Below are 20,752 nucleotides of genomic sequence, written 5' to 3'. Positions count from 1 at the left end.
CCAAGCTTCGCCGCGCATGATCAGACATCAACGCGCGATCGGCGCCGCATCGCTGGAGGTGGCGGCGCATGGCCTGGTCCGCCTGGCCCAGGCCTCCCCGCTGCGCATCCTCTTCCCGACGCCCGAGCCGGGCGCCGCGCTGGAAGCGGCCTTCGTGAACGTGGCGGGCGGGCTGGCGGGCGGCGATTCCATCACCTCCGGCATCACGCTGCACCCCGGCGCGCGCGCGCAGATCACGACGCCGGCGGCCGAGAAGATCTATCGCAGCCTGGGCGACGCCTCGCGCATCGAAACGCGGATCGAGGTCGCGGAAGGCGCGGTCCTGGAATTCCTCCCGCAGGAGGCGATCCTCTTCGACGGCGCGGTGCTGGCGCGCGCCATGGACGCGCGCGTCGCCCCCGGCGGCACGCTGCTGGCGGCCGAGGCCGTGGTGCTCGGCCGCATCGCCCGCGGCGAGACCTGGCAGAGCGGCGCCCTGCATGACCGCTGGCGCCTCTCTCAGGGCGGGCGCCTGGTCTGGGCCGACGCCATGCGCCTGGACGCCGCCCAGCGCGACGCCCCTTTCGGTCTGGATGGCGCGGATTCGCTCGGCATGATCCTGCTGCTGACCGAGGACGCCGCCCGCCACCGCGAGCTGGCGCGGGAGCTGACCGGCGGCGCCGCCTCCCTCATCCGCCCCGGCCTCTTGCTGCTGCGCTTCCTCGGCTCGGCCGGCGCGGTGCGCGGCGCCATGGCCGCCGCCCTCCCGGCACTGCGCGAAGCCGCGCTCGGCCTGCCGCCCGTCCTTCCAAGGTTGTGGACGTGCTGAGGCAACCCGTTCCATGATGCTGCAATGCACCTGACACCCCGCGAAAAAGACAAGCTGCTCATCGCCATGGCCGCCCAGGTGGCGCGCCGGCGGCTGGAGCGCGGCGTGAAGCTGAACCACCCCGAGGCCATCGCGCTCATCACCGACTTCGTCGTGGAAGGCGCGCGCGACGGCCGTTCCGTGGCCGAGCTCATGGCCGCGGGCGGCGAGGTCATCACCCGCGCCCAGGTGATGGAGGGTGTGGCCGAGATGATCCACGACATCCAGGTGGAAGCCACCTTCCCCGACGGCACCAAGCTCGTCACCGTCCACAACCCCATTCGTTGATGCTGGGCCGACTCACCCTCCGCGCCGAAGTGGCGCTCCGGGATCGGACCAGGGAGGCCCCCCCATGATCCCAGGAGAAGTGATCTGCGCGCCCGGCGAGATCGAGCTGAACGCCGGCCAGGACGTGACCGAGCTGGAGGTGGCGAATACGGGTGACCGCCCCATCCAGGTCGGCAGCCACTACCACTTCTTCGAGACGAACCCGGCCCTGACCTTCGACCGCGCCGCCGCGCGCGGCAAGCGCCTCGACATCGCCGCCGGCACGGCGGTGCGCTTCGAGCCCGGCCAGTCCCGCACCATACGCCTCGTGCCGCTGCGCGGCGGCCGCGTGGTGCATGGCTTCCGCGGCGATGTGGAAGGGAAATTGTGATGCGCGACCTGCTCATCGCCTTCGGGCTTCGCCCTCAGTCGGCAGGACGCGGCTGATGGCCCGCCTCTCCCGCAATGCCTATGCCGGCATGTATGGCCCGACGGTGGGCGACCGCGTGCGCCTGGCCGATACCGAGCTCTTCATCGAAGTCGAGCGCGACCTCACCACCTATGGCGAGGAGGTGAAGTTCGGCGGCGGCAAGGTGATCCGCGACGGCATGGGACAATCCCAGGTGACGCGCGAACAGGGCGCCGCCGACACCGTCATCACCAATGCGTTGATCCTCGACCATTGGGGCGTGGTGAAGGCCGATGTGGCGCTGCGCGACGGCCGCATCGCCGCCATCGGCAAGGCCGGCAACCCCGACACGCAGCCCGGCGTGGACATCGTGATCGGCCCGGGCACCGAGATCATCGCGGGTGAGGGCAAGATCCTCACCGCCGGCGGCATCGACGCGCATATCCACTTCATCTGCCCGCAGCAGATCGAAGAAGCCTTGGCCAGCGGCGTCACCACCATGTTCGGCGGCGGCACCGGCCCCGCGCATGGGACGCTCGCCACAACCTGCACGCCGGGCCCCTGGCATCTCGCGCGCATGATCCAGGCGGCTGAGGGCTTCCCGATGAATCTCGGCTTCCTCGGCAAGGGCAATGCCGCCCGCCCCGAAGGCCTGGAGGAGATGATCCGCGCCGGTGCGGCGGGCATGAAGCTGCATGAGGATTGGGGCACCACGCCGGCCGCCATCCGCAACTGCCTCGCGGTGGCCGACAGATACGACGTGCAGGTGGCGATCCACACCGACACGCTGAACGAGAGCGGCTTCGTCGCCGACACCATCGCCGCCTTCGAGGGCCGCACCATCCACGCCTTCCACGTGGAAGGCGCGGGCGGCGGCCATGCGCCGGACATCCTGAAGCTGCTGGGCGAGACGAACGTGCTGCCCAGCAGCACCAACCCCACCATGCCCTACACGGTAAACACGGTGGACGAGCATCTCGACATGCTCATGGTCTGCCATCACCTCGACCCGCGCATCGCCGAGGACGTGGCCTTCGCGGAATCCCGCATCCGGCGCGAGACCATCGCGGCCGAGGACATCCTGCACGACCTCGGCGCCATCTCCATGATGTCGAGCGACAGCCAGGCCATGGGCCGCGTGGGCGAGGTGATCATCCGCACCTGGCAGACCGCCCACAAGATGAAGGTGCAGCGCGGCCGCCTGCCCGGCGAGACGGGCGAGAACGACAATCTCCGCGCCCGCCGCTACATCGCGAAATACACCATCAATCCCGCCATCGCGCAGGGCATCTCGGCCCATGTCGGCAGCGTCGAGGTCGGCAAGCTCGCGGATCTCGTGCTCTGGAACCCGGCCTTTTTCGGCGTGAAGCCGGAGATGGTGCTGAAATGCGGCACCATCGCCATGGCGCCGATGGGCGACCCCAACGCCTCCATCCCCACGCCGCAGCCCGTGCATTACCGGCCCATGTTCGGGGCCTATGGCCGCGCCTCGCTCTTCACCAGCGTGACCTTCACCTCGCAGGCCGCGATGGATGCGGACCTCGCGAAATCCCTTGGCCTCACGCGCCCGCTGCTGCCGGTGACGAACACGCGCGGCGGCATCTCGAAGAAGAGCATGGTGCTGAACGACGCCACCCCCGTGATGGAGGTGGATGCCGAAACCTATGAGGTGCGCGCCGATGGCGAATTGCTGATCTGCGAGCCCGCGAAGGTGCTGCCCATGGCGCAGCGCTATTTCCTGTTCTGAGAGCCCACCCGATGCACGACATCCTCCCCCGCGCCACGCGCGTCGCCCCCCCCGGAAGCTTCACCGCCGATGCCGAGGTGCGCCTCGACTTCGACGACCGCTACCGCCGCCGCAAGCGCTATGAGACGGCCGGCGGCATCCCCTTCGTGCTGGACCTCGCGGAAGCCCAGGTGCTGCGGGAGGGCGATGGCCTGATCCTTGACGACGGCCGCGTCGTCCTGGTCCGTGCCGCCGAGGAGCCGCTGGTGGAAATCCGCGCGCATAACGCGGCGGAGATGATCCGCCTGGCCTGGCACCTGGGCAACCGGCACCTTCCCGCCGAACTCCAGGAACACCGCATCCTGATCCGAGAGGATCACGTGATCGAGCAGATGCTGCGCGGCCTGGGCGCGCATCTGCAGAAGGTGCGCGCGCCCTTCAACCCCGAGGGCGGCGCCTATGGCGAGCACAACCGCTCCGCCCATCAGCACCACCACGGCCACGAACACGGGCATCATCACCACCACCACGGCGACGGCCACCATCATCACCACCATGATGACAACGGGCACCACCACCATCCCGGTGACTGACGCCGACCTCTTCCGCCTGATGGCCTGGACCTCGCCCGCCTATCCGGTGGGCGGCTTCAGCTACAGCCACGGCATCGAGATGGCGGTGGAGGAAGGCCGTCTGAAGCGCCAGGCCGAGCTCGTGGCCTATATCGCGAGCGTGCTGCGCCAGGGCGCGGGGCGGGTGGATGCGGTGCTCTTCGCGCAGGCCCATCGGGCTGCTGGCCGCGATCGCCCTGAGCCTCTTGGCGAAGGGCGTGAATCGCCGGCCCAGAGTGACGAAGCCTTGGACGAGATCGCCGAACTCGCCTTCGCCTGGCGCGGCACGGCCGAAACCGCGCTGGAATCCACCCAGCAGGGCGGCAGCTTCGCCAGCGTCACCGCCACCTGCTGGCCCGATGCGCGCTTCGCGGCCTTCGCAGCGCGGCATCGCGGCCGGCTCTCCCACGCCGTCGCCTTCGGCGCTGCCGCCGGCATGGCCGGCATGCCGCTCCGCCCTGCCCTCTTCGCCTTCCTGCAGGGCTTCTGCGCCAATCTCGTCTCGGCCGGCGTGCGCCTCATCCCGCTCGGCCAGACCGACGGGCAGATCGCCACCGCCGCCCTGCTCCCCATCATCACCGAATGCGCCGATGCGGCGCTGACCACCCCGCTGGACGAACTCGGCACGGCGTCACCGCTGCTCGACATGCTCTCCATGCGCCACGAAACCCAATACACGAGGCTTTTCCGCTCATGAGTGATGTTTCCGCCCGGCCGACTCAGACCTCCGGGCAAGGGCCCTCCGGTCATCGGACGGGGCATGGTCCCTTCCGCGTCGGCGTCGGCGGCCCTGTCGGTTCGGGCAAGACGGCGCTGGTCGAGCGCCTCTGCCGCCTGCTGCGCCAGACGCACGACATCGCCGCCATCACCAACGACATCTACACCAAGGAAGACGCCGAATTCCTGACACGCGCGGGCGCGCTGGACGCGGACCGCATCATGGGCGTGGAAACCGGCGGCTGCCCGCACACCGCGATCCGCGAGGATGCCTCGATCAACCTGGCCGCGGTGGATGACATGTCCGCGCGCTTTCCGAATCTCGAGGTGCTCTTCATCGAGAGCGGCGGCGACAATCTGGCCGCCACCTTCAGCCCCGAACTGGCCGACCTCACCATCTACGTGATCGACGTGAGCGCGGGCGACAAGATCCCCCGCAAGGGCGGCCCGGGCATCACGCGTTCGGACCTTCTGGTGATCAACAAGATCGACCTGGCCCCGCTCGTCGGCGCCGATCTCTCCGTGATGGACCGCGATGCGCGCCGCATGCGCGGCCAGCGGCCCTTCATCTTCAGCAACCTGAAGATCGACAAGGGCGTGGCCGAGATCGCCGACTTCATCCTGGAGCAGGGCGGGCTCGCCACGCGCGAATCCCGCCAATTGGTGGGGTCTGGGGCCTGAGGCCCCAGCCGCCGGAGGCCCTTTTTGCCTTATCTCCGCGCGAGGCTCAGCACGCCCGCCGCCACCGCCAGCACCGCCCCGCAATAGAACCCGGCCCATGGCCCCGCCAGGGTGAAGCAGGCGGCGGCCGTCGTCGCCCCCAGGCTTTGCCCCAGCACGCGCGCCGTCGCCTGCATGCCGCCGGCGCTGCCGGCGCGGTGGCGCGGCGCGCTGGAGAGGATCGCGCGGTTGTTCGGCGCCTGGAAGCAACCGAAGCCGATGCCCGCCAGCAGGAGCGCGCCGCAGACCCAGAGGCTGGCCGGGATGCTGCCAAGCAGCAGCAGCGCCAGCGCCAGCACGCCACCGCCGGCCGCGACGGGCAGCGCCGAGGCCGTGCGGTCCGCGAAGCGCCCGGCGATGGGGGCGAGCAGGCCGACCGCGATCGGATAGGGCGTGATGATCAGCCCGATCTGCACCGGCGTGAATCCCGCCGCCGAGAGGTGGAAGGGCATGGAGATGACCGTCACCATATGGGCCGCGAACATGCAGATGGAGGCGGCGATGGCGAGCCGCACCGTGCGGATGCGCAAGAGGTCCAAAGGCAGCAAAGGCACCGAGCGCGCCATCTCGCGCCGGATCAGCAGCGCGCCCGTGAAGATGCCGAGCACCAACGCGACGAAGCCCGGCACCGGCCAATGCAGGATGAGGTCCAGCCCCAGGAACACCAGCCCGAAGGCGGCCACGTTCATGGCCGCCGCGCCCAGGTCGAAGGCGCGTGCCTGCGGCGGCACGTCGGGGAGCACCCGAGCGCCGAAGATCAGCGCGGCGAGGCCCACGGGCAGATGCACCAGGAACACCGCCGGCCAATCCGCCACCGCCAGCACCGCCGCCCCCAGCGAGGGCCCGGTCGCCGAGCACAGCGCCACCACCATGGCGTTGAAGCCGATGGCGCGGCCCAGCTGCGCGATCGGGTAGGTGTGCCGCACCAGCCCGGACATCAGGCTCATCACCGCCGCCCCGCCCAGCCCCTGCGCGATGCGCGCCGCCAGCAGCGCCTCGAAATTCGGCGCCAGCGCGGAACACAGCGCGGACAGGAGAAACAGCGCGAGTCCCGCATTCCAGACGCGCTTGAAGCCCGCGATCTCGCCCAGCGCCGCGAAGGGAATGAGCGTGCCGACGACGGTGATCTGGTAGGCATTCACCACCCAGACCGAATCCGCCGGCGTCAGCCCCAGGTCCCGCGCCGCCGAGGGCAGCGCGATATTGACCATCGCGGCATCGAGCACGGTGAGCGCGATCCCGGCCGCGATGCAGGCGGCGGAGCGGGTGCGCCGGGGTTCCGGGAGGCCGTCCGCCTCCGCCTGTGGGCTCACGCCGCGTGCGAAACCTTCCGCGTGGCCTGCGGGAGGGAGACGCCGACCAGGTGGTCGCGCGAGACGATCGCGGTCAGCTCATCCTCGCTCCAGCCCTCGGTGCCGGGCGGGCGGAGCGGCAGCACCATCCAGCGGAAATCCGCCGTGCTGTCCACCACGCGCACCTGGATGCCGGCGGGCAGCACCGTGCCGAATTCGGCCAGCACCGCGCGCGGCTCACGGACGGCGCGCGAGCGATAGGCGGCCGATTTGTACCAATGCGGCGGATAGCCGATCACGGCGCGCGGATAGCAGGAGCACAGCGTGCAGACGACCAGATGATGCACGCTCTCCGTGTCTTCCAGCACGCCGAGCGGCGGGTTGCCCTTCATCGAGACGCCCATGGCCTCGGCCGCCGCCGTGCCGTCGCGCAGCAGGAATTCGCGCCATTCGGGATCCACCCAGGCGCGGGCAACCATGCGGGCGCCGGTCTCGGGATTCGCGCGCTCGGCGATGGTCCGGCGCAGCGCGATCTCCTCCTCGGTCACGATGCCGCGCGACTTCAGCGCGGCGACCAGCTTTTCCAGGAGGGCGACGCTCTCGGGGCGCGCTTCGTAGCCAGCCATCACGCTTCCTCCAGCCAGTGTTCGAACAACTCGATCAGCAAGGTGTCGCCTGCCTCGCCCTCGTTCCAGACGGGCGGCTGGTCGAACAGCACATGATAGAGCACGCGCGGCTCGGCCGGGCGGTTGAAGGCGATGTCCTCGGGGTTGGGGAAGGTGCCCAGCGCCCGCGTCACCGTGCCCATGCGGCCACGCACGTAATGCGGCGTGCGCAAATGGAGCCGCGCGATGCGCTCGGGCCGCGCATCCTTCACCCGCACGCGCTGGCCGGCCTTGAAGCGGGCCGCGGAGATCTCACCCACGCCGGTGCTCACTGCAATTCCTCCCAGCTCACCGCGCCCTTGGCGAGCATGACCGCGGCGATGGCGCGCAGCCATTTCTCGTAATAGGTCAGGCCGAAATACTCGGCCTCGGGCAGGCTTTCGATGTTCAGGCGCTGCTCATCGGTGGTCAGCAGGCCCTTCTCGCGCAGCACCACGCGCAGCGCGTCCACGCGCTTGCCGAAATCATCGGGCGGGCCATCGGCATCGGGCTCGACGGGGGTGCAGCGGAAGCGGGGATTGCCGCCCAGGTCGTGCTGGGCCGGCGCGGGTTGGGGCGTGTCCATGGCGAGAGCCTACGCCCGCGCGCCCCGCCCTCGCAACCGTCCGGCGCGCCATCTTCACAGCTTCGCAAGCTTGCCCCGGCATCCTCCCGCCATGCTCCACCGTTTCCCCTCGGCCGGCGCTCTGCCCGAGCGCCTGGCGCTGGCCACCCGCCCCGATGCCCCCCTGCTGCTGCTGGCCGCCGATGAGGCGCTGCCGGTGCGCCTCGCCGTCGCCGCCAACCCGCATGCGCCGCGCCTGGCCGATGCCCTGCTGGCGCGTGACCCGGTGGCGGAGATCCGCGCCAGCCTGGCCCGCAAGCTCGCGCTCCACGCGACGGAACTGGCCGAGCTCGGTTGGGCCCGGCTCCGCCGCCTCGCCCGGGACGAATCGCCCCAGGTCCGCCACGCCGTCGCCGACACCCTGACCGACCTGCCCGACGCCCCGCATGACCTGGTCCTCACCCTGGCGCGGGATCCGGAGCCCGGCGTGAGCGAGCCGCTGATCCGCCTCTCCCGCGTGCTGACCGAGCCGGACCTGCTGGAACTGGTCCGCGAGCCCCAGGCCCGCCCCTCCGTTGCACGCAGGCTGAACCTGACGGAGCCCGTGGCCCGCGCCATCCTGCTCAGTGGCGATGCGGCGGCCATGGCGGCGCTGCGCCGCAACCCCACGGCCCGCCTGCCGGCCGAGGCCGATGACAAGGCCATGACGGCGCATGGACAACTCGCCCCAAAGGTCGGTGTCATCGAAGCTTCACAAATCTGAAACACCAGCGTCTCCCCGCGCGCCTACCCCTCCGCCCGCCGAGCGCGGAGGGGACTCCGCGCGACCGATCCAAATGGAGACCATGTGTGAACCGACGCTCCCTCCTGGCCCTGCCCGCCCTCCTGCCCCTGCTGCCCCGGACGGGCCTGGCGCAGCAGGCCACCATCACCGGCGCCGGCGCCACCTTCCCCCGCCCGGTCTATGAGCGCTGGGGCCAGGCCGCGCGCGAGGGCGCGGGCATCATCCTGAACTACCAGTCCATCGGCTCCGGCGGCGGGATCAACCAGATCACCAACCGCACCGTGGATTTCGGCGCGACCGACGCCCCCCTCTCCGAGGCGCAGCTGCGCGAGCGCAACCTGATCCAGTTCCCGACCGTCATGGGCTCGGTCGTGCTCATCGTGAACCTGCCGGGTGTCGCCGACAACGCGCTGAAGCTGACGCCGGAAGTCATCACCGACATCTTCCTGGGCCGCATCACCCGCTGGAACGACGCCCGCCTGGTCGAGCTGAACCGCGACCTGCGCATGCCCAACCTGCCCGTCTCGCCCGCCTATCGCGCCGATGCCTCGGGCACCACCTTCGTCTTCACCACCTACCTCTCCCGCGTTTCCGAGGCCTGGAAGAACGGCCCCGGCGCCGCGACCAGCGTGCAATGGCCGGTCGGCAACGGCGCGCGTGGCAATGAGGGTGTGTCCAACGCCGTCCGCAACACGCCGGGCGCCATCGGCTACACCGAGAACGCCTACGCGACCGTGAACCGCCTGATCACGACGCAGATCCGCAACAAGGCCGGCAACTTCATCACCCCCGTGATGGCGAGCTTCCAGGCCGCGGCCGCCGCCGCCGACTGGACCCGCCCCGGCTTCGCAGCCGACATGGTGGACCTGCCGGGCGCCGATGTGTGGCCGATCGTCTCGCCCACCTTCATCCTGCTGCCGACCAACCCGGTGGCGGACCGTGTGGCGGGCAGCCGCAACACCATGCGCTTCTTCGACTGGGCCTTCCGCAACGGCGCCGACGCCGCACGCCGCCTGGAATACATCGCCCTGCCCGAGGCGGTGCACACCGCGATCCGCACAAGCTGGAGCCAGGTGCGCGATCCGGCCGGTGCGGCTATCTGGAGCTGACGTCTCAAGGGGGCGGGCAACCGCCCCCTTCCTGTTTCCGCTGAAGGACGAGGTTCCGGCGTGTCGCAATCCATCACCCCCCTCGCGAAGCCACGCGGCTCCAGCGGGGCCTTCGGGGACAAGCTCTTCGAATGGCTCTGCCGGGGCGCCGGCCTGCTGGTGCTGGCCCTGCTGGGCGCCATCATCCTGACGCTCTTCGTGGGTGGCCTGCCGGCCTTCCGCGAGTTCGGCCTGCAATTCCTCTGGTCCACCGCGTGGCAGCCGGTCGAGGGGCGCGAGAATTACGGCGCGCTGGTGCCGGTGCTGGGCACCATCGTCACCTCCATCCTCGCCATCCTCATCGCCGTGCCCGCCGCCTTCGGCATCGCCTTCTACCTGACCGAACTGGCGCCGCCCTGGCTGCGCCAGCCCGTCGGCACCGCGATCGAGCTGCTGGCCGCCATCCCCTCCATCATCTTCGGCATGTGGGGCCTCTTCGTCCTGGTGCCGATCATCCAGAACTACATCCAGCTCCCCTTCGGCGAGACGCTGAGCGGGCTGCCGCTGGTGGGCGCCATCTTCGACAGCAACAACTTCGCCGGCACCTCGGTCTTCGCCGCCTCGATCGTGCTGGCCATCATGATCCTGCCCTTCATCGCGGCCACGATGCGCGACGTGTTTCTCCAGGTGCCGCCGGTCTACAAGGAAAGCGCCTATGGCCTGGGCGCCACGCGCTGGGAGGTGATGCGCGGCGTGGTGATCCCCTACACGCGCGTCTCCGTCGTCGGCGGCATCATGCTGGGCCTGGGCCGCGCACTGGGCGAGACCATGGCCGTCACCTTCGTCATCGGCAACGCGAACCGCATCTTCACCTCGATCTTCGACCCTTCCACCACCATCGCCTCGGTGGTCGCGATGGAATTCCCGGAGAGCCTGATGGGCAGCCTCAAGCAGTCCTCGCTGCTGGCGCTGGGTTTCCTCCTCTTCGTCATCTCCTTCATCGTGCTGGCCACCTCGCGCTGGCTGCTGCGCTCGCGGCTGAAGTGAGGAGCACGCCATGAGCACCACGACCTTCAACCCCGCCGCCGCGCCGGCCAAGAACATGGCGGTCGCCCGCGCGCTCGGCCGCCGCCGCCGCCTGGTGGACAAGACCATCCAGTACGCCTGCGTCGCCGCGACGGTGATCGGGCTGATCTTCCTCGCCTCCATCCTGGTCACGCTTTTCCTCCGCGGCTTTGCGGCCCTCGACTGGACCGTGCTGACCAAGCCCTTCGAGCCCACGACCTATGGCGATGACACGGCGCCGCGCGGCGGCCTCTCGCACGCCATCGTCGGCACGCTGATCCAGACTGCGCTGGCAACCGCGATCGGCACGCCCATCGGCCTTCTGGTCGGCACCTACCTCGCCGAATATGCGCGCGGCTCGAAGCTGGGCGAGGCGGTGCGCTTCGTCTCGGACGTGCTGCTCTCGGCACCCTCGATCCTGATCGGCCTCTTCATCTACCAGCTCGTGGTGCTGCCCATGGGCGGCTTCTCCGGCCTCGCCGGCACGCTGGCGCTCGCCGTCATCGTCATCCCCGTCGTCGTCCGCACGACGGAGGACATGCTCCAGCTCATCCCCAACACGCTGCGCGAGGCGGTGGTGGCGCTGGGGGCCCCCAAGTGGAAGATGGTGGTGCTGGTCTGCTGGCGCGCGGCGGTCTCGGGCATCGTCACCGGCGTGCTGCTTGCCTTCGCGCGCATCGCGGGCGAGACGGCGCCGCTGCTGCTGACGAGCTTCGGCAACAATGTGATGAGCACGGACCTCGGCACCGCCATGGCGTCCCTTCCCATCGCCATCTACCAGCAGGCCAATTCCGGCTTCCCCGACCTGATCAGCATCGCCTGGGCAGGCGCGCTGCTCGTCACCCTCGGCGTTCTCGCCGTCAACATCATCGCGCGGGTTCTGCTCCGCAAGCGCAAGTAGAGTGAGGGCATGGCCATGAACTCCGACACCCAGACCAACATCGAAGCGCCCTCCGGCTTCGGCGGCATGCAGGCGCGCTCGGATGCGGTGCTGAACACCGACAACCGCATCAGCATCCGCAACCTCGATTTCTACTACGGCCCGACGCTGCCCAAGGCGCTGAAGGGCATCAACCTGAACTTCCCCAACCGCCAGGTGACCGGGATGATCGGCCCGTCGGGCTGCGGCAAGTCCACCCTGCTGCGCGTGATGAACCGCATGTACAGCCTCTACCCCGGCCAGCGCGCCGAGGGCGAGGTGATGATGGACGGCCAGAACCTCATTGACCCGTCGGTGGACATCAACGAGCTGCGCTCCAAGGTCGGCATGGTCTTCCAGAAGCCGACCCCCTTCCCGATGACCATCTACGAGAACATCGCCTTCGGCGTGCGCCTGCACGAGAAGCTCTCCAAGGCCGAGATGGACCAGCGCGTCGAATGGGCGCTGACCCGCGCCGCCATCTGGGGCGAGGTGAAGGACCGCCTCCAGGCCAATGCCATGGGCCTCTCGGGCGGCCAGCAGCAGCGCCTCTGCATCGCGCGCACCATCGCCGTCCGCCCCGAGGTCATCCTCTTCGACGAACCGACCAGCGCGCTCGACCCGATCAGCACGCTGAAGATCGAGGAGCTCATCGACGAGCTGAAGCGCGACTTCACCATCGCCATCGTCACGCACAACATGCAGCAGGCGGCGCGCTGCGCGGACCAGGTGGCCTTCTTCTACCTGGGCGAGCTGATCGAGGTCGCACCCGCGGCCGAGATGTTCACCGCCCCCAAGCAGCGCAAGACGCAGGAATACATCACCGGCCGGTTCGGCTGAGGAGCACGCCCATGCCCAACGGTTCCCCCTCGCACATCGTCAAATCCTACGAGGAAGACCTCAAGCGCCTGCGCGAGATGATCGCCCGCATGGGCGGCCTCGCCGAGCGCCAGGTGGCCGATGCCGCCGACGCCCTGATCCGCCGCGACAACAAGCTCGCCGCCGAGGTGGTGGCGCGCGACAAGCTGCTGGACGACATGGAGCGCGAGGTGGAGCAGTTCTGCGTCCGCCTCCTCGCCCTGCGCCAGCCCATGGCGCAGGACCTCCGCCTCATCATCGCCTGCATGAAGATCAGCCAGGACCTGGAGCGCATCGGCGACTATGCGCGCAACGGCGCGAAGCGGGCCATCGTCGTCTCCCAGCAGCCGCTTCTCGGCAGCCTCAACGGCTTCGAGCGCATGGCCGAGCTGGTGCAGGAGAACCTCAAGGGCGCCATCGACGCCCTGGTCGAGGAGGACCACGCCCAGGCCGACGCCGTCTGGGCGAATGACGAGCCCATCGACGGCATCTACAACGGCATCTTCCGCGAGATGCTGACCTTCATGATGGAAGATCCGCGGAACATCACCGCCGCCACGCACCTGCTCTTCATCGCGAAGAACATGGAGCGCATCGGCGACCACGCCACCAACATCGCCGAGCGCGTGCATTTCGCCGTGCTCGGCACGCCGCTGACCGAGGACCGGCCCAAGGCCGACATCTCCGCCTCGGCCGTGGTCAACCCGCCCAGCTAGAGGAATGCGCGCCATGCCCGAAGGCTTCCATGGCGGGGCCAAGCCCACCATCCTCGTCGTCGAGGATGAGGCGGCCCTGCTCGCTCTGCTCCGCTACAACCTGGAGCGTCAGGGCTTCCACGTCGAAGAAGCGACGGATGGGCAGGAGGCGCTGATCCGCATCGCCGAAGCCAAGCCGGACCTGGTGCTCCTCGACTGGATGCTGCCCGCGATGTCGGGCATCGAGGTCTGCCGGCAAATCCGGCGCCGGCCCGCCACGCGCGACCTGCCCGTCATCATGGTCACCGCCCGCACCGAGGACCAGGACGCGGTCCGCGCGCTGGACACCGGCGCCGATGACTACATCGCCAAGCCCTTCGCGGTGGAGGCGCTGCTGGCCCGCATCCGCGCCTTGCTGCGCCGCTCGGCCAGCGTGCCGGCCAAGGGCAGCATCACCTATGCAGACCTCGCCATGGACCAGGACGCGCATCGCGTCACGCGCAATGGCCGCGCGCTGCATCTGGGCCCGACCGAATACCGGCTGCTGGAATTCTTCCTCTCCCACCCGCGCCGCGTCTTCACGCGCGAACAGTTGCTCGACGCCGTCTGGGGCCGGGACATCCATGTGGAGCTGCGCACGGTGGACGTGCATATCCGCCGCCTGCGCAAGGCCATCAACAATGAGGGCGAGGTGGACCTGATCCGCACCGTGCGCTCGGCGGGCTACGCGCTGGACGCGGACGGGGGCTGACCCGCCCGGGCGGATGATCCGCCGCTTCGCCGTGCCGCCTCAGCGGATCATGCGCCCAGGCTGAGCGAATGATTCACCGCTTCGCCGTGCCGCCTCAGCGGATCATGCGCTGCATCCAAGCAACGCCGCCCGCGCGCGCCCACCCGCCGCGGCGCCAGGCAGCGCCGCCGCATCCCGCGCCACCGGCAGCAGCGCGTCGAGCGCCACGCCCGTCGCGATCCCCATGCGCTCGAACATCCAGACCACATCCTCGGTCGCGACATTGCCCGTCGCCCCCGGCGCGAAGGGGCAGCCGCCCAGACCGCCCGCCGCCGCGTCGAAGATGCGGATGCCCTCGCGATAGGCCGCATGGGTCGTGGCCAGGCCCATCCCATAGGTGTCATGCGCGTGATAGGCCCAGGCCGCGACGCCGGGTGCCGCGGCCATCGCCGCCGCGAAGAGTTCCGCCACATGATCCGGAGTCGCCCGCCCCGTCGTGTCGCAGAGGCAGATCTCCACATCCGGCCGCAGCGCGGCCAGGCGCGTGATCAGCGCCAGCACGGGCTCCACCGCGATGCGCCCGTCGAAGGGGCAGTCGAAGGCGGTGGCGAGGTTGATCCGCAGTTCCATATCCGCCGGCAGCGCGTCCAGCATACGGGCGTAATCCTCCACGGATTGCGCGACGGAGCGGCGTAGATTGCTCTGGTTGTGCGCCTCGGAGGCGGAGAGCACATAGACCAGGAAGCGCGCGCCAGCCGCCACCGCCTCCTCCGCGCGGCGCGCCGTCGGCACCAGCACCTGCGGCCGGAGACCGGGCAGCGCGGCCGCCGCCTCCACCAGCGCCGCCGTGTCCCGCAACTGCGGGATGGCCGAGGCGCTGACGAAGGAGCCGATCTCGATGCGGCGCAGGCCCGTGGCCGCCAGCCGGCGCAGGAAATCCACCTTCACCTCCGTCGGGATCCAGGGCCCGATGGGCTGGAACCCATCGCGCGGCGTCACCTCGACGATCTCGATAACCCTGGACATCAGCACACTCCTTCCCGGCGCAGGGCCGCGATCTCGGCCGCGGAAAGCCCGAGCAGCCCCGCGAAGACCTCCTCGGTATGGGCACCCACCGGCGGCCCGGCCCAGCGGATCGCGCCGGGCTCCTCGGTCACCATCGGCACGATGCCTGGATGCAGCATGGGGCCGAGCTGCGCGTCCTCGACCTCGCGCACCATGCCGCGATGGCGGAACTGCGGGTCGGCCGCGCAATCCGCGACGGTGTAGGCGCGCGTCGCCGGCACATCCGCCGCCTCCAGCAGCCGCTCCAGCTCCGAGGCATCGTAGCGCGCCGTCCAGGCGCCGATCTCCGCATCCAGCGCCGCGCTGTGCGCGACGCGCGCCTGGTTGCCGGTGAAACGCGCATCCTCCAGCAGCTCCGGCCGGCCCATCAGCGCGGCGAGCTTCCGGAAGAGCGGATCGGAATTGGCCGCGATCAGCACCCAGGCGCCGTCCCTCGCGCGATAGGCATTGGTCGGCGCCGCCGTGGCGATGGCCCCACCCGTAGGCTGCCGCACCGTGCCCAGCGCGCCATATTCCGGCAGCGCGCCCTCCAGCAGGCTGAAGATGGATTCCGTGAGCGCGACATCGAGGCTGCGCCCCCGCCCATCGCCATCCCGCGCCGCATCCCGCCGCCACAGCGCGGCCATGATGCCGAAGGCGGCGTAGATGCCGGCCACGCTGTCGCCGATGCTGACGCCGACGCGCACGGGCGGCAGATCGGTCGTGCCGGGCGCGTGGTTGGTCAGGTGCCGCAACCCGCCCACCGCCTCGCCGATCACGCCGAAGGCCGCCCGGTCCCGCTGCGGCCCGTCCTGCCCGTAGCCCGAGATGCGCCCGATCACGAGGTCGGGCCGCGCCGCGCGCAGCGCCGCCTCCGAAAGGCCCAGACGGTCGAGCTGACCTGGGCGGAAATTCTCCACCAGCACGTCGCATTGCGCGACGAGGCCGAGCACGATCTCCCGCGCGCGCGGCGTCTTGAGGTCGAGCGTGATGCAGCGCTTGTTGCGGCCATGCACGGACCACCAGGCCGATTGGCCCTTCACCCGCGCGCCCCATTGCCGCACCGGATCGCCCGCGCCGGGCGGCTCCACCTTGATGACATCCGCACCCAGATCCCCCAGCAGCCGCGTGCAGAAGGGGGCGGCCACGAAATGCCCGAGCTCGAGCACGCGCAGCCCGGCCAGCGGGCCCGAAGCCTCAGCCATAGCTGGACACCTCCACCAGGTTCCCATCCGGGTCGCGCAGATAGAGCGAGGTGATCGGCCCCGTGGCCCCGGTGCGCGGCACGGGGCCGAGTTCGATCACGAAGCCCTCGCGTCGGAGATGCGCCTCCACCTCCGCCAGCGGCAGGGCGGCGATGAGGCAGATGTCGGCGCTGCCCGGCACGGGCCGCGCTGCGCGCGGCAGGATGGGCGCGGCATCCGCGACATGGATGTTGATCTTCTGCCGCCCGAAGACGAGCGCGAGGCGCCCCTCGCCGAAGCGCTCCTCGCGCATGCCGAGGCCGCGGACGTAGAAATCGAGTGTCGCCGCGGCATCGGCCACGGTCAGCACGAAATGGTCGAGGCGATCGATCATCGCTCGCAAGGCTCCTTCACGGCACCACCGCACCATGACGAGCACCACCACGCCGCTCCAGTCGTCATTCGGCACGGCAGGCGTCGCGGATCGGCAAGGGCTGCCCCCTGGACCGCGCCGCGTTCACTCCGGGCCGTCCAATCTCTTGCGGAGAGGACGATTCAGCGCCTCGGCGATGCCGGCTCAACGCATCATGCTCTATGGCGCCAGGAGATGCTCCAGCAGCAGCCGCGCCGCGGCGGAAAGCCCCTCGGGCTGGCGCAGGCAGAGCGCCAGCGGGCGCAGCGCCCAGGGCTCGTCCAGCGGCCGCGTCACCAGGCCCTCGCCCCCGGCCATCGCCGCCGCCGGCAGGATGGAAAGCCCGAGCCCCGCCCCCACCAGCCGCCGCACGCCGTCGAAGCTCGCGACCAGCACGCGCTCATGCAGCCGCCCGCCGAGCCGCTCCGCCTCGAAGCGATAGAGGCGCTGCAGCGCGCTCGGCTCCTGCAGGCCCACGAAGGGTTCCCCGATCAGCTCGGCGAGGCGCAGGCTTGCGCGCGTGGCGAGCGGGTGGCCCGCGGGCAGCAGCACGACCAGCGGCTCCTCCCGCCAGGGCAGCACCGTCAGCCCCTCGGGGGCGGGGATGGTGCCGGAGAAGATGCCGAGCTCCGCCACCCCGGTCTGCACCGCGTGCAGGATCTCCACGCTGGTGCGTTCCTCCAGCGAGATGCGCAGGCCGGGATGCGCCCGCAGGAAGGCCGAGAGCACATCGGGCAGCGGCCCACTGATGGCGGAGATATTGGCATGCAGCACCACGCTGCCGCGCGCCCCGCCCGCATGCGCCTCCAGCTCCGCCGCCATCCGCTCCAGCAGGCCGAAGAGGTCCCCCAGGCGCTCCAGCAGCATCCGGCCCGCATCGGTCGGCTCCACGCCGCGGTCATGGCGGCGCAGCAGCGGCACGCCCACCCGCGCCTCCAGCTCCGTGATGCGGCGGCTGACGGCGGAGGGCGCGAGATGCTCGCGCTCCGCCGCGCGGGCCAGGCTGCGCTCCTCCACCGCCGCGGCGAAGACCCGCAGCGTGACGAGATCGAGCCCGAGGCTGGCCCAGTTCGGGCGATGGCGCAGCGTCACGGCATCGCCCGACGCGCGGTCAGATGACCAGTTCGATCAGGAACGGCCCGGGGCGCGACATGCTCTGCGCCATCAGGTCCGCCACCTGGTCCAGCGTGGTCGCCTGCGCGGCCTCCACCCCCATGGATTCCGCCAGCTTCACCCAGCCGATGTCGGGGTTGCCCAGGTCCAGCATGTTCATCGCCGTCGGGCCCGGGTTCGCGCCCACATTGTGATACTCGCCGATCAGGATCTGGTACTTGCGGTTCGAGAGGATGATCGTGGTCACCGGCAGCTTCTCGCGCGCCTGGGTCCAGAGGCCCTGCACGGTGTACATGGCCGACCCATCCGCCTGCAGCGCGATCACGCGCCGCCCGCCACCGCCGATGGCAGCCCCGGTCGCCAGCGGCACGCCGCAGCCGATGGCGCCGCCCGTGATCTGCAGCCAGTCATGCTTGGGCGCGGCATGGGTGTGCGGAAAGAAGCCGCGGCCATAGCTCACCGCCTCATCCACGATGATGGCGCCTTCCGGCATCAGCGCGGCGACGGTGCGCGCCAGGCCCTCGGGCGTCGGCGCGCCGCGCACCGCCTCGGGGCGGGGGCCGGGATCGGGCATCGCCACCTGGGGGGCACTCAGCTCATCGGCCAGCGCGCGCAGCGCCGTCACGGCATCCTGCTCGGGCCGCGTCAGCACGGTGATGGCGGCATGCTCCGGATGGTGCTTCGAGGGCATGTTCGGATAGGCGAAGAAGCCGATCGGCGCCTTGGAACCCACCAGGATGATCTGCTCATAATCCTTCAGCCGCGCGATCGCCTGGTCCGCCGGATAGGGCACGCGCTCCAGTTGCAGCCGGCCGCGGCCGCGCTGGAACTTGGCGTTCGACGTCTCTGCCAGAAGATGCGCGCCGGTCGCCTGCGCGATGCGGTTGGCCTCCACCTGCGCCGCCTCGCTCGTGCCCATGGTGCCGCCCAGCAGCACCAGCACGTTCTTCTTCTCCCGCAGCACGCGCGCGGCGTTGCGGATGGCATGCATCTCGGCCTGGGGCACGGCCGGCACCGGGAGGGCATCCGCCACCACGCCGCCCTCATCCCAGCAGGTGTCGGAGGGCAGAATCATGGTGGCGATCTGCCCGGGCGACGTGCGGGCGGCCTGCACCGCCGTCGCCGCATCGGCGCCCACATCCTGCGCCCGCGTGCTGGTGCGCACCCATTGCGAGACGCCGCGCGCGAAGCCCTCGGTATCGGCCGTGAGCGGCGCGTCATAGGGGCGGTGATAGGTCGCCTGGTCGCCCACGCAGTTCACGATGCCCGAGCGCGCGCGCCGGGCGTTGTGCAGGTTGGAGAGGCCATTCGCCAGGCCCGGCCCGCAATGCAGCAGCGTCACCGCCGGCTTGCCCGTCATGCGCCAATAGCCATCGGCCGCGCCGGTCACCACATTCTCCTGCAGGCCCAGGACGCAGCGCATGCCGGGGATGCGGTCCAGCGCCGCCACGAAATGCATCTCGCTCGTGCCGGGGTTGGAGAAGCAGACCTCCACGCCGCTCTTCAGCAGGCTATGCACAAGGCTTTCGGCACCGTTCACGCAAATTCTCCCAAAGGCTGGACGTATCCGGCAGCCTGGGCCAGAGATGGATTCCGGGCAAGACGGGGGGCGTGATGTCGAAGTCCACGGGCAGCAAGATCTGGTTCATCGGCTTCATCGTGGGCGCGCTGGCCATGATGGCCTTCCACCAGGCCTTCCTGCATGTGCTGCACCACCACGCCCACAAGCTGCCCATGCTGACCGATGCGGTCGGCCGCTTCCCGATGGCCTTCGATTTCCGGCCCGTCCCGCCCTATGGCCTCCCCATGCTCGCCCTGCTGGGCCTCTGGGGCGGCGTCTGGGGCGTCATCATCGCCGTGCTGGTCCGCATCACGCGCGTCGGCAATTTCGACCTGCCGCTCGGACTGCTCTTCGGCGGCATCGCCATCACGGCGGCCGAGACCACCGCCCTGCCCGGCCTGATCGGCCTGCCCGTGCTGAACAGCGCCAATGAACCCGCGCTGATCCGCGCCGTCATCCTCAATGCCAGCTTCGGCTTCGGCACGGTCTTCTTGCTGCGCCCCTTCGCGGTGCGCGGCTGAACCGCCATATGGCGGGCATGGACACGCCCGACCTCCAGGTCCGCCCGGACCCCGCCGACCCCCGCCTGACCCGCCGCGTCACCGGCCTCGACCACACCGGCGCCGAGGTGGAGACGAGCGTCACCATGGAACGCCCCCTCACGCTCTACCTGAACGGGCAGGAGATCGTGACGATGATGACCATCCTCGACCGGCCGGAGGATCTCGCCGTCGGCTACCTGCTGAACCAGGGCATGCTCCGCGCCGAGGATAAGCTGACCGGCGTGGATTATGATGACGACCTCGGCGTCGTCGTCGTCCGCACCGAGGCACGCACCAACTTCGAGGAGAAGCTGAAGAAGAAGACGCTCACCTCCGGCTGCGCCCAGGGCACCGCCTTCGGCGACCTGATGGAGGGTTTCGCCAGCGTCCGGCTCTCCCCCGAGGTGAAGCTGCGCACCAGCGACCTCTACCGCCTGCTGCACCGGATCAATACGATCCCTTCGCTCTATCTCGAGGCGGGCGCCATCCATGGCTGCGCGCTGGCGCTGGCCGACCAGCCGCTCTGCTACATGGAGGATGTCGGCCGCCACAATGCGGTGGACAAGATCGCGGGCTGGATGTTCCGCAATGGCGTCTCCGGCGCCGACAAGATCTTCTACACCACGGGCCGCCTGACCTCGGAGATGGTGATCAAGACGGTGCGGATGGGCATTCCCATCCTGCTCTCGCGCTCCGGCTTCACCGCCTGGGGCGTCGAACTGGCGCGCGAGGCGAACCTCACCCTGATCGGCCGCTGCAAGGGCAGGCGCTTCACCGTGCTGGCCGGCGAGACCCGCATGGTCTTCGACGCCGACCTTCGCTACGTCGAGGAGGAGAGCGCGAAACACTGGCGCAAGAACGCCGCGGAAGCAGAATAAGCTTCGATCCGCCCAACAAACCGGCAATTCGTCCGGTCAAAAAATGTTCATCCGATTCAAAGGCCCTTTTCATCGGAGGTG

25 protein-coding genes are annotated in these 20,752 nt (G+C 70.0%); 16 read left to right on the top strand and 9 right to left on the bottom strand.

All coding sequences use genetic code 11. The annotated features are described in order from the left end of the window. Positions 1–16 precede the first annotated feature (16 nt). The 7 genes from ACQ860_RS16685 to ureG all read left to right on the top strand — a co-directional run bounded on the left by ACQ860_RS16685 (position 17) and on the right by ureG (position 5,258). Complete coding sequence (locus ACQ860_RS16685) at positions 17–808, top strand: urease accessory protein UreD (RefSeq protein WP_431304459.1); 792 nt, start codon at positions 17–19, stop codon at positions 806–808. A gap of 24 nt (positions 809–832) precedes the next feature. After that, the gene (locus ACQ860_RS16680; protein ID WP_431304458.1) at positions 833–1,135 is read left to right on the top strand and encodes an urease subunit gamma; all 303 of its coding nucleotides are present in this window, start codon (positions 833–835) and stop codon (positions 1,133–1,135) included. Between the two features lie 64 nt (positions 1,136–1,199). Next, on the top strand, positions 1,200–1,505 hold the full coding sequence (locus ACQ860_RS16675; protein WP_431304457.1) for an urease subunit beta: 306 nt from the start codon (positions 1,200–1,202) through the stop codon (positions 1,503–1,505). 55 nt (positions 1,506–1,560) lie between these two features. Next, positions 1,561–3,270, top strand: coding sequence for an urease subunit alpha (ureC, locus tag ACQ860_RS16670; RefSeq protein ID WP_431304456.1), 1,710 nt, complete (start codon positions 1,561–1,563; stop codon positions 3,268–3,270). A gap of 11 nt (positions 3,271–3,281) precedes the next feature. Further along, positions 3,282–3,842 (top strand): urease accessory protein UreE, encoded by a 561-nt coding sequence (locus ACQ860_RS16665; protein WP_431304455.1) that lies wholly within the window; start codon positions 3,282–3,284, stop codon positions 3,840–3,842. Then, positions 3,805–4,557 carry an urease accessory protein UreF gene (locus ACQ860_RS16660; RefSeq protein ID WP_431305775.1) on the top strand — a complete coding sequence of 251 codons (753 nt, stop codon included), beginning with the start codon at positions 3,805–3,807 and terminating at the stop codon, positions 4,555–4,557. Before ACQ860_RS16665 ends, ACQ860_RS16660 begins: the two co-directional genes overlap by 38 nt. Next, positions 4,554–5,258: an urease accessory protein UreG gene (ureG, locus tag ACQ860_RS16655; protein ID WP_431304454.1), complete on the top strand. Its 705-nt coding sequence runs from the start codon at positions 4,554–4,556 to the stop codon at positions 5,256–5,258. The genes ACQ860_RS16660 and ureG overlap by 4 nt, the downstream gene beginning before the upstream one ends. Before the next feature lie 29 nt (positions 5,259–5,287). Here the strand turns inward: ureG and ACQ860_RS16650 are convergent, their stop codons facing one another. From ACQ860_RS16650 to ACQ860_RS16635, 4 genes are read right to left on the bottom strand one after another with little or no spacing between them, the layout of a single operon-like run. Then, positions 5,288–6,610, bottom strand: a complete 1,323-nt coding sequence (locus ACQ860_RS16650; protein WP_431304453.1) for an MFS transporter — start codon at positions 6,608–6,610, stop codon at positions 5,288–5,290. Next, entirely contained in the window at positions 6,607–7,215 is a 609-nt protein-coding gene (locus tag ACQ860_RS16645) for a nitrile hydratase subunit alpha (protein ID WP_431304452.1), read from the bottom strand. The genes ACQ860_RS16650 and ACQ860_RS16645 overlap by 4 nt, the downstream gene beginning before the upstream one ends. Continuing rightward, positions 7,215–7,514, bottom strand: coding sequence for an SH3-like domain-containing protein (locus ACQ860_RS16640; protein ID WP_431304451.1), 300 nt, complete (start codon positions 7,512–7,514; stop codon positions 7,215–7,217). The genes ACQ860_RS16645 and ACQ860_RS16640 overlap by 1 nt, the downstream gene beginning before the upstream one ends. Positions 7,515–7,522: 8 nt before the next feature. Continuing rightward, on the bottom strand, positions 7,523–7,819 hold the full coding sequence (locus ACQ860_RS16635) for a nitrile hydratase (RefSeq protein ID WP_431304450.1): 297 nt from the start codon (positions 7,817–7,819) through the stop codon (positions 7,523–7,525). Positions 7,820–7,910: 91 nt separating this feature from the next. Here ACQ860_RS16635 and ACQ860_RS16630 point away from each other — a divergent pair, with 91 nt between their 5' ends. The 7 genes from ACQ860_RS16630 to phoB all read left to right on the top strand — a co-directional run bounded on the left by ACQ860_RS16630 (position 7,911) and on the right by phoB (position 13,958). Next, complete coding sequence (locus ACQ860_RS16630) at positions 7,911–8,561, top strand: DUF2336 domain-containing protein (RefSeq protein WP_431304449.1); 651 nt, start codon at positions 7,911–7,913, stop codon at positions 8,559–8,561. Between the two features lie 86 nt (positions 8,562–8,647). Then, on the top strand, positions 8,648–9,691 hold the full coding sequence (gene pstS, locus ACQ860_RS16625; protein WP_431304448.1) for a phosphate ABC transporter substrate-binding protein PstS: 1,044 nt from the start codon (positions 8,648–8,650) through the stop codon (positions 9,689–9,691). Positions 9,692–9,751: 60 nt separating this feature from the next. Then, positions 9,752–10,717 (top strand): phosphate ABC transporter permease subunit PstC, encoded by a 966-nt coding sequence (gene pstC, locus ACQ860_RS16620; protein WP_431304447.1) that lies wholly within the window; start codon positions 9,752–9,754, stop codon positions 10,715–10,717. Positions 10,718–10,727: 10 nt separating this feature from the next. After that, positions 10,728–11,636, top strand: a complete 909-nt coding sequence (gene pstA / locus ACQ860_RS16615; RefSeq protein WP_431304446.1) for a phosphate ABC transporter permease PstA — start codon at positions 10,728–10,730, stop codon at positions 11,634–11,636. 66 nt (positions 11,637–11,702) lie between these two features. Further along, positions 11,703–12,494: a phosphate ABC transporter ATP-binding protein PstB gene (gene pstB / locus ACQ860_RS16610; protein ID WP_431305774.1), complete on the top strand. Its 792-nt coding sequence runs from the start codon at positions 11,703–11,705 to the stop codon at positions 12,492–12,494. An 11-nt stretch (positions 12,495–12,505) separates the two neighbouring features. Next, the gene (gene phoU, locus ACQ860_RS16605) at positions 12,506–13,228 is read left to right on the top strand and encodes a phosphate signaling complex protein PhoU (RefSeq protein ID WP_431304445.1); all 723 of its coding nucleotides are present in this window, start codon (positions 12,506–12,508) and stop codon (positions 13,226–13,228) included. A 13-nt stretch (positions 13,229–13,241) separates the two neighbouring features. Beyond that, the gene (gene phoB, locus ACQ860_RS16600) at positions 13,242–13,958 is read left to right on the top strand and encodes a phosphate regulon transcriptional regulator PhoB (RefSeq protein WP_431304444.1); all 717 of its coding nucleotides are present in this window, start codon (positions 13,242–13,244) and stop codon (positions 13,956–13,958) included. 102 nt (positions 13,959–14,060) lie between these two features. Here phoB and ACQ860_RS16595 read toward each other — a convergent pair whose 3' ends face one another. From ACQ860_RS16595 to ACQ860_RS16575, 5 genes are all read right to left on the bottom strand, one after another. After that, on the bottom strand, positions 14,061–14,963 hold the full coding sequence (locus tag ACQ860_RS16595) for a hydroxymethylglutaryl-CoA lyase (RefSeq protein WP_431304443.1): 903 nt from the start codon (positions 14,961–14,963) through the stop codon (positions 14,061–14,063). Next, positions 14,963–16,186, bottom strand: a complete 1,224-nt coding sequence (locus tag ACQ860_RS16590; RefSeq protein ID WP_431304442.1) for a CaiB/BaiF CoA transferase family protein — start codon at positions 16,184–16,186, stop codon at positions 14,963–14,965. The genes ACQ860_RS16595 and ACQ860_RS16590 overlap by 1 nt, the downstream gene beginning before the upstream one ends. Continuing rightward, complete coding sequence (locus ACQ860_RS16585) at positions 16,179–16,559, bottom strand: VOC family protein (protein WP_431304441.1); 381 nt, start codon at positions 16,557–16,559, stop codon at positions 16,179–16,181. Before ACQ860_RS16585 ends, ACQ860_RS16590 begins: the two co-directional genes overlap by 8 nt. Positions 16,560–16,757: 198 nt before the next feature. Beyond that, positions 16,758–17,669: a LysR family transcriptional regulator gene (locus ACQ860_RS16580; protein WP_431304440.1), complete on the bottom strand. Its 912-nt coding sequence runs from the start codon at positions 17,667–17,669 to the stop codon at positions 16,758–16,760. A gap of 19 nt (positions 17,670–17,688) precedes the next feature. Next, positions 17,689–19,230: an acetolactate synthase large subunit gene (locus ACQ860_RS16575; protein ID WP_431304439.1), complete on the bottom strand. Its 1,542-nt coding sequence runs from the start codon at positions 19,228–19,230 to the stop codon at positions 17,689–17,691. Positions 19,231–19,304: 74 nt separating this feature from the next. On the opposite strand from ACQ860_RS16575, the gene ACQ860_RS16570 reads away from it, so the two are divergent. Next, positions 19,305–19,772: a hypothetical protein gene (locus tag ACQ860_RS16570; protein ID WP_431304438.1), complete on the top strand. Its 468-nt coding sequence runs from the start codon at positions 19,305–19,307 to the stop codon at positions 19,770–19,772. A 17-nt stretch (positions 19,773–19,789) separates the two neighbouring features. Next, the gene (gene fdhD / locus ACQ860_RS16565) at positions 19,790–20,671 is read left to right on the top strand and encodes a formate dehydrogenase accessory sulfurtransferase FdhD (RefSeq protein ID WP_431304437.1); all 882 of its coding nucleotides are present in this window, start codon (positions 19,790–19,792) and stop codon (positions 20,669–20,671) included. The last annotated feature ends 81 nt before the right edge of the window (positions 20,672–20,752 follow it).

Origin of the sequence: Sediminicoccus sp. BL-A-41-H5 (assembly GCF_050632405.1) — a bacterium.
In the GTDB taxonomy this organism is placed as follows: Bacteria; Pseudomonadota; Alphaproteobacteria; order Acetobacterales; family Acetobacteraceae; genus Roseococcus.
This window is presented reverse-complemented; position numbering and strand designations above follow the sequence as displayed.

What these genes read in the sequence shown, in the direction of transcription:
- ACQ860_RS16685 (WP_431304459.1), top strand. Translation starts at nt 17, where the DNA reads ATGATCAGACATCAACGCGCGATCGGCGCCGCATCGCTGGAGGTGGCG.
- ACQ860_RS16680 (WP_431304458.1), top strand. Translation starts at nt 833, where the DNA reads ATGCACCTGACACCCCGCGAAAAAGACAAGCTGCTCATCGCCATGGCC.
- ACQ860_RS16675 (WP_431304457.1), top strand. Translation starts at nt 1,200, where the DNA reads ATGATCCCAGGAGAAGTGATCTGCGCGCCCGGCGAGATCGAGCTGAAC.
- ureC (WP_431304456.1), top strand. Translation starts at nt 1,561, where the DNA reads ATGGCCCGCCTCTCCCGCAATGCCTATGCCGGCATGTATGGCCCGACG.
- ACQ860_RS16665 (WP_431304455.1), top strand. Translation starts at nt 3,282, where the DNA reads ATGCACGACATCCTCCCCCGCGCCACGCGCGTCGCCCCCCCCGGAAGC.
- ACQ860_RS16660 (WP_431305775.1), top strand. Translation starts at nt 3,805, where the DNA reads ATGATGACAACGGGCACCACCACCATCCCGGTGACTGACGCCGACCTC.
- ureG (WP_431304454.1), top strand. Translation starts at nt 4,554, where the DNA reads ATGAGTGATGTTTCCGCCCGGCCGACTCAGACCTCCGGGCAAGGGCCC.
- ACQ860_RS16645 (WP_431304452.1), bottom strand. Translation starts at nt 7,215, where the DNA reads ATGGCTGGCTACGAAGCGCGCCCCGAGAGCGTCGCCCTCCTGGAAAAG.
- ACQ860_RS16635 (WP_431304450.1), bottom strand. Translation starts at nt 7,819, where the DNA reads ATGGACACGCCCCAACCCGCGCCGGCCCAGCACGACCTGGGCGGCAAT.
- ACQ860_RS16630 (WP_431304449.1), top strand. Translation starts at nt 7,911, where the DNA reads ATGCTCCACCGTTTCCCCTCGGCCGGCGCTCTGCCCGAGCGCCTGGCG.
- pstA (WP_431304446.1), top strand. Translation starts at nt 10,728, where the DNA reads ATGAGCACCACGACCTTCAACCCCGCCGCCGCGCCGGCCAAGAACATG.
- pstB (WP_431305774.1), top strand. Translation starts at nt 11,703, where the DNA reads ATGCAGGCGCGCTCGGATGCGGTGCTGAACACCGACAACCGCATCAGC.
- phoU (WP_431304445.1), top strand. Translation starts at nt 12,506, where the DNA reads ATGCCCAACGGTTCCCCCTCGCACATCGTCAAATCCTACGAGGAAGAC.
- phoB (WP_431304444.1), top strand. Translation starts at nt 13,242, where the DNA reads ATGCCCGAAGGCTTCCATGGCGGGGCCAAGCCCACCATCCTCGTCGTC.
- ACQ860_RS16595 (WP_431304443.1), bottom strand. Translation starts at nt 14,963, where the DNA reads ATGTCCAGGGTTATCGAGATCGTCGAGGTGACGCCGCGCGATGGGTTC.
- ACQ860_RS16590 (WP_431304442.1), bottom strand. Translation starts at nt 16,186, where the DNA reads ATGGCTGAGGCTTCGGGCCCGCTGGCCGGGCTGCGCGTGCTCGAGCTC.
- ACQ860_RS16585 (WP_431304441.1), bottom strand. Translation starts at nt 16,559, where the DNA reads ATGATCGATCGCCTCGACCATTTCGTGCTGACCGTGGCCGATGCCGCG.
- ACQ860_RS16570 (WP_431304438.1), top strand. Translation starts at nt 19,305, where the DNA reads ATGTCGAAGTCCACGGGCAGCAAGATCTGGTTCATCGGCTTCATCGTG.
- fdhD (WP_431304437.1), top strand. Translation starts at nt 19,790, where the DNA reads ATGGACACGCCCGACCTCCAGGTCCGCCCGGACCCCGCCGACCCCCGC.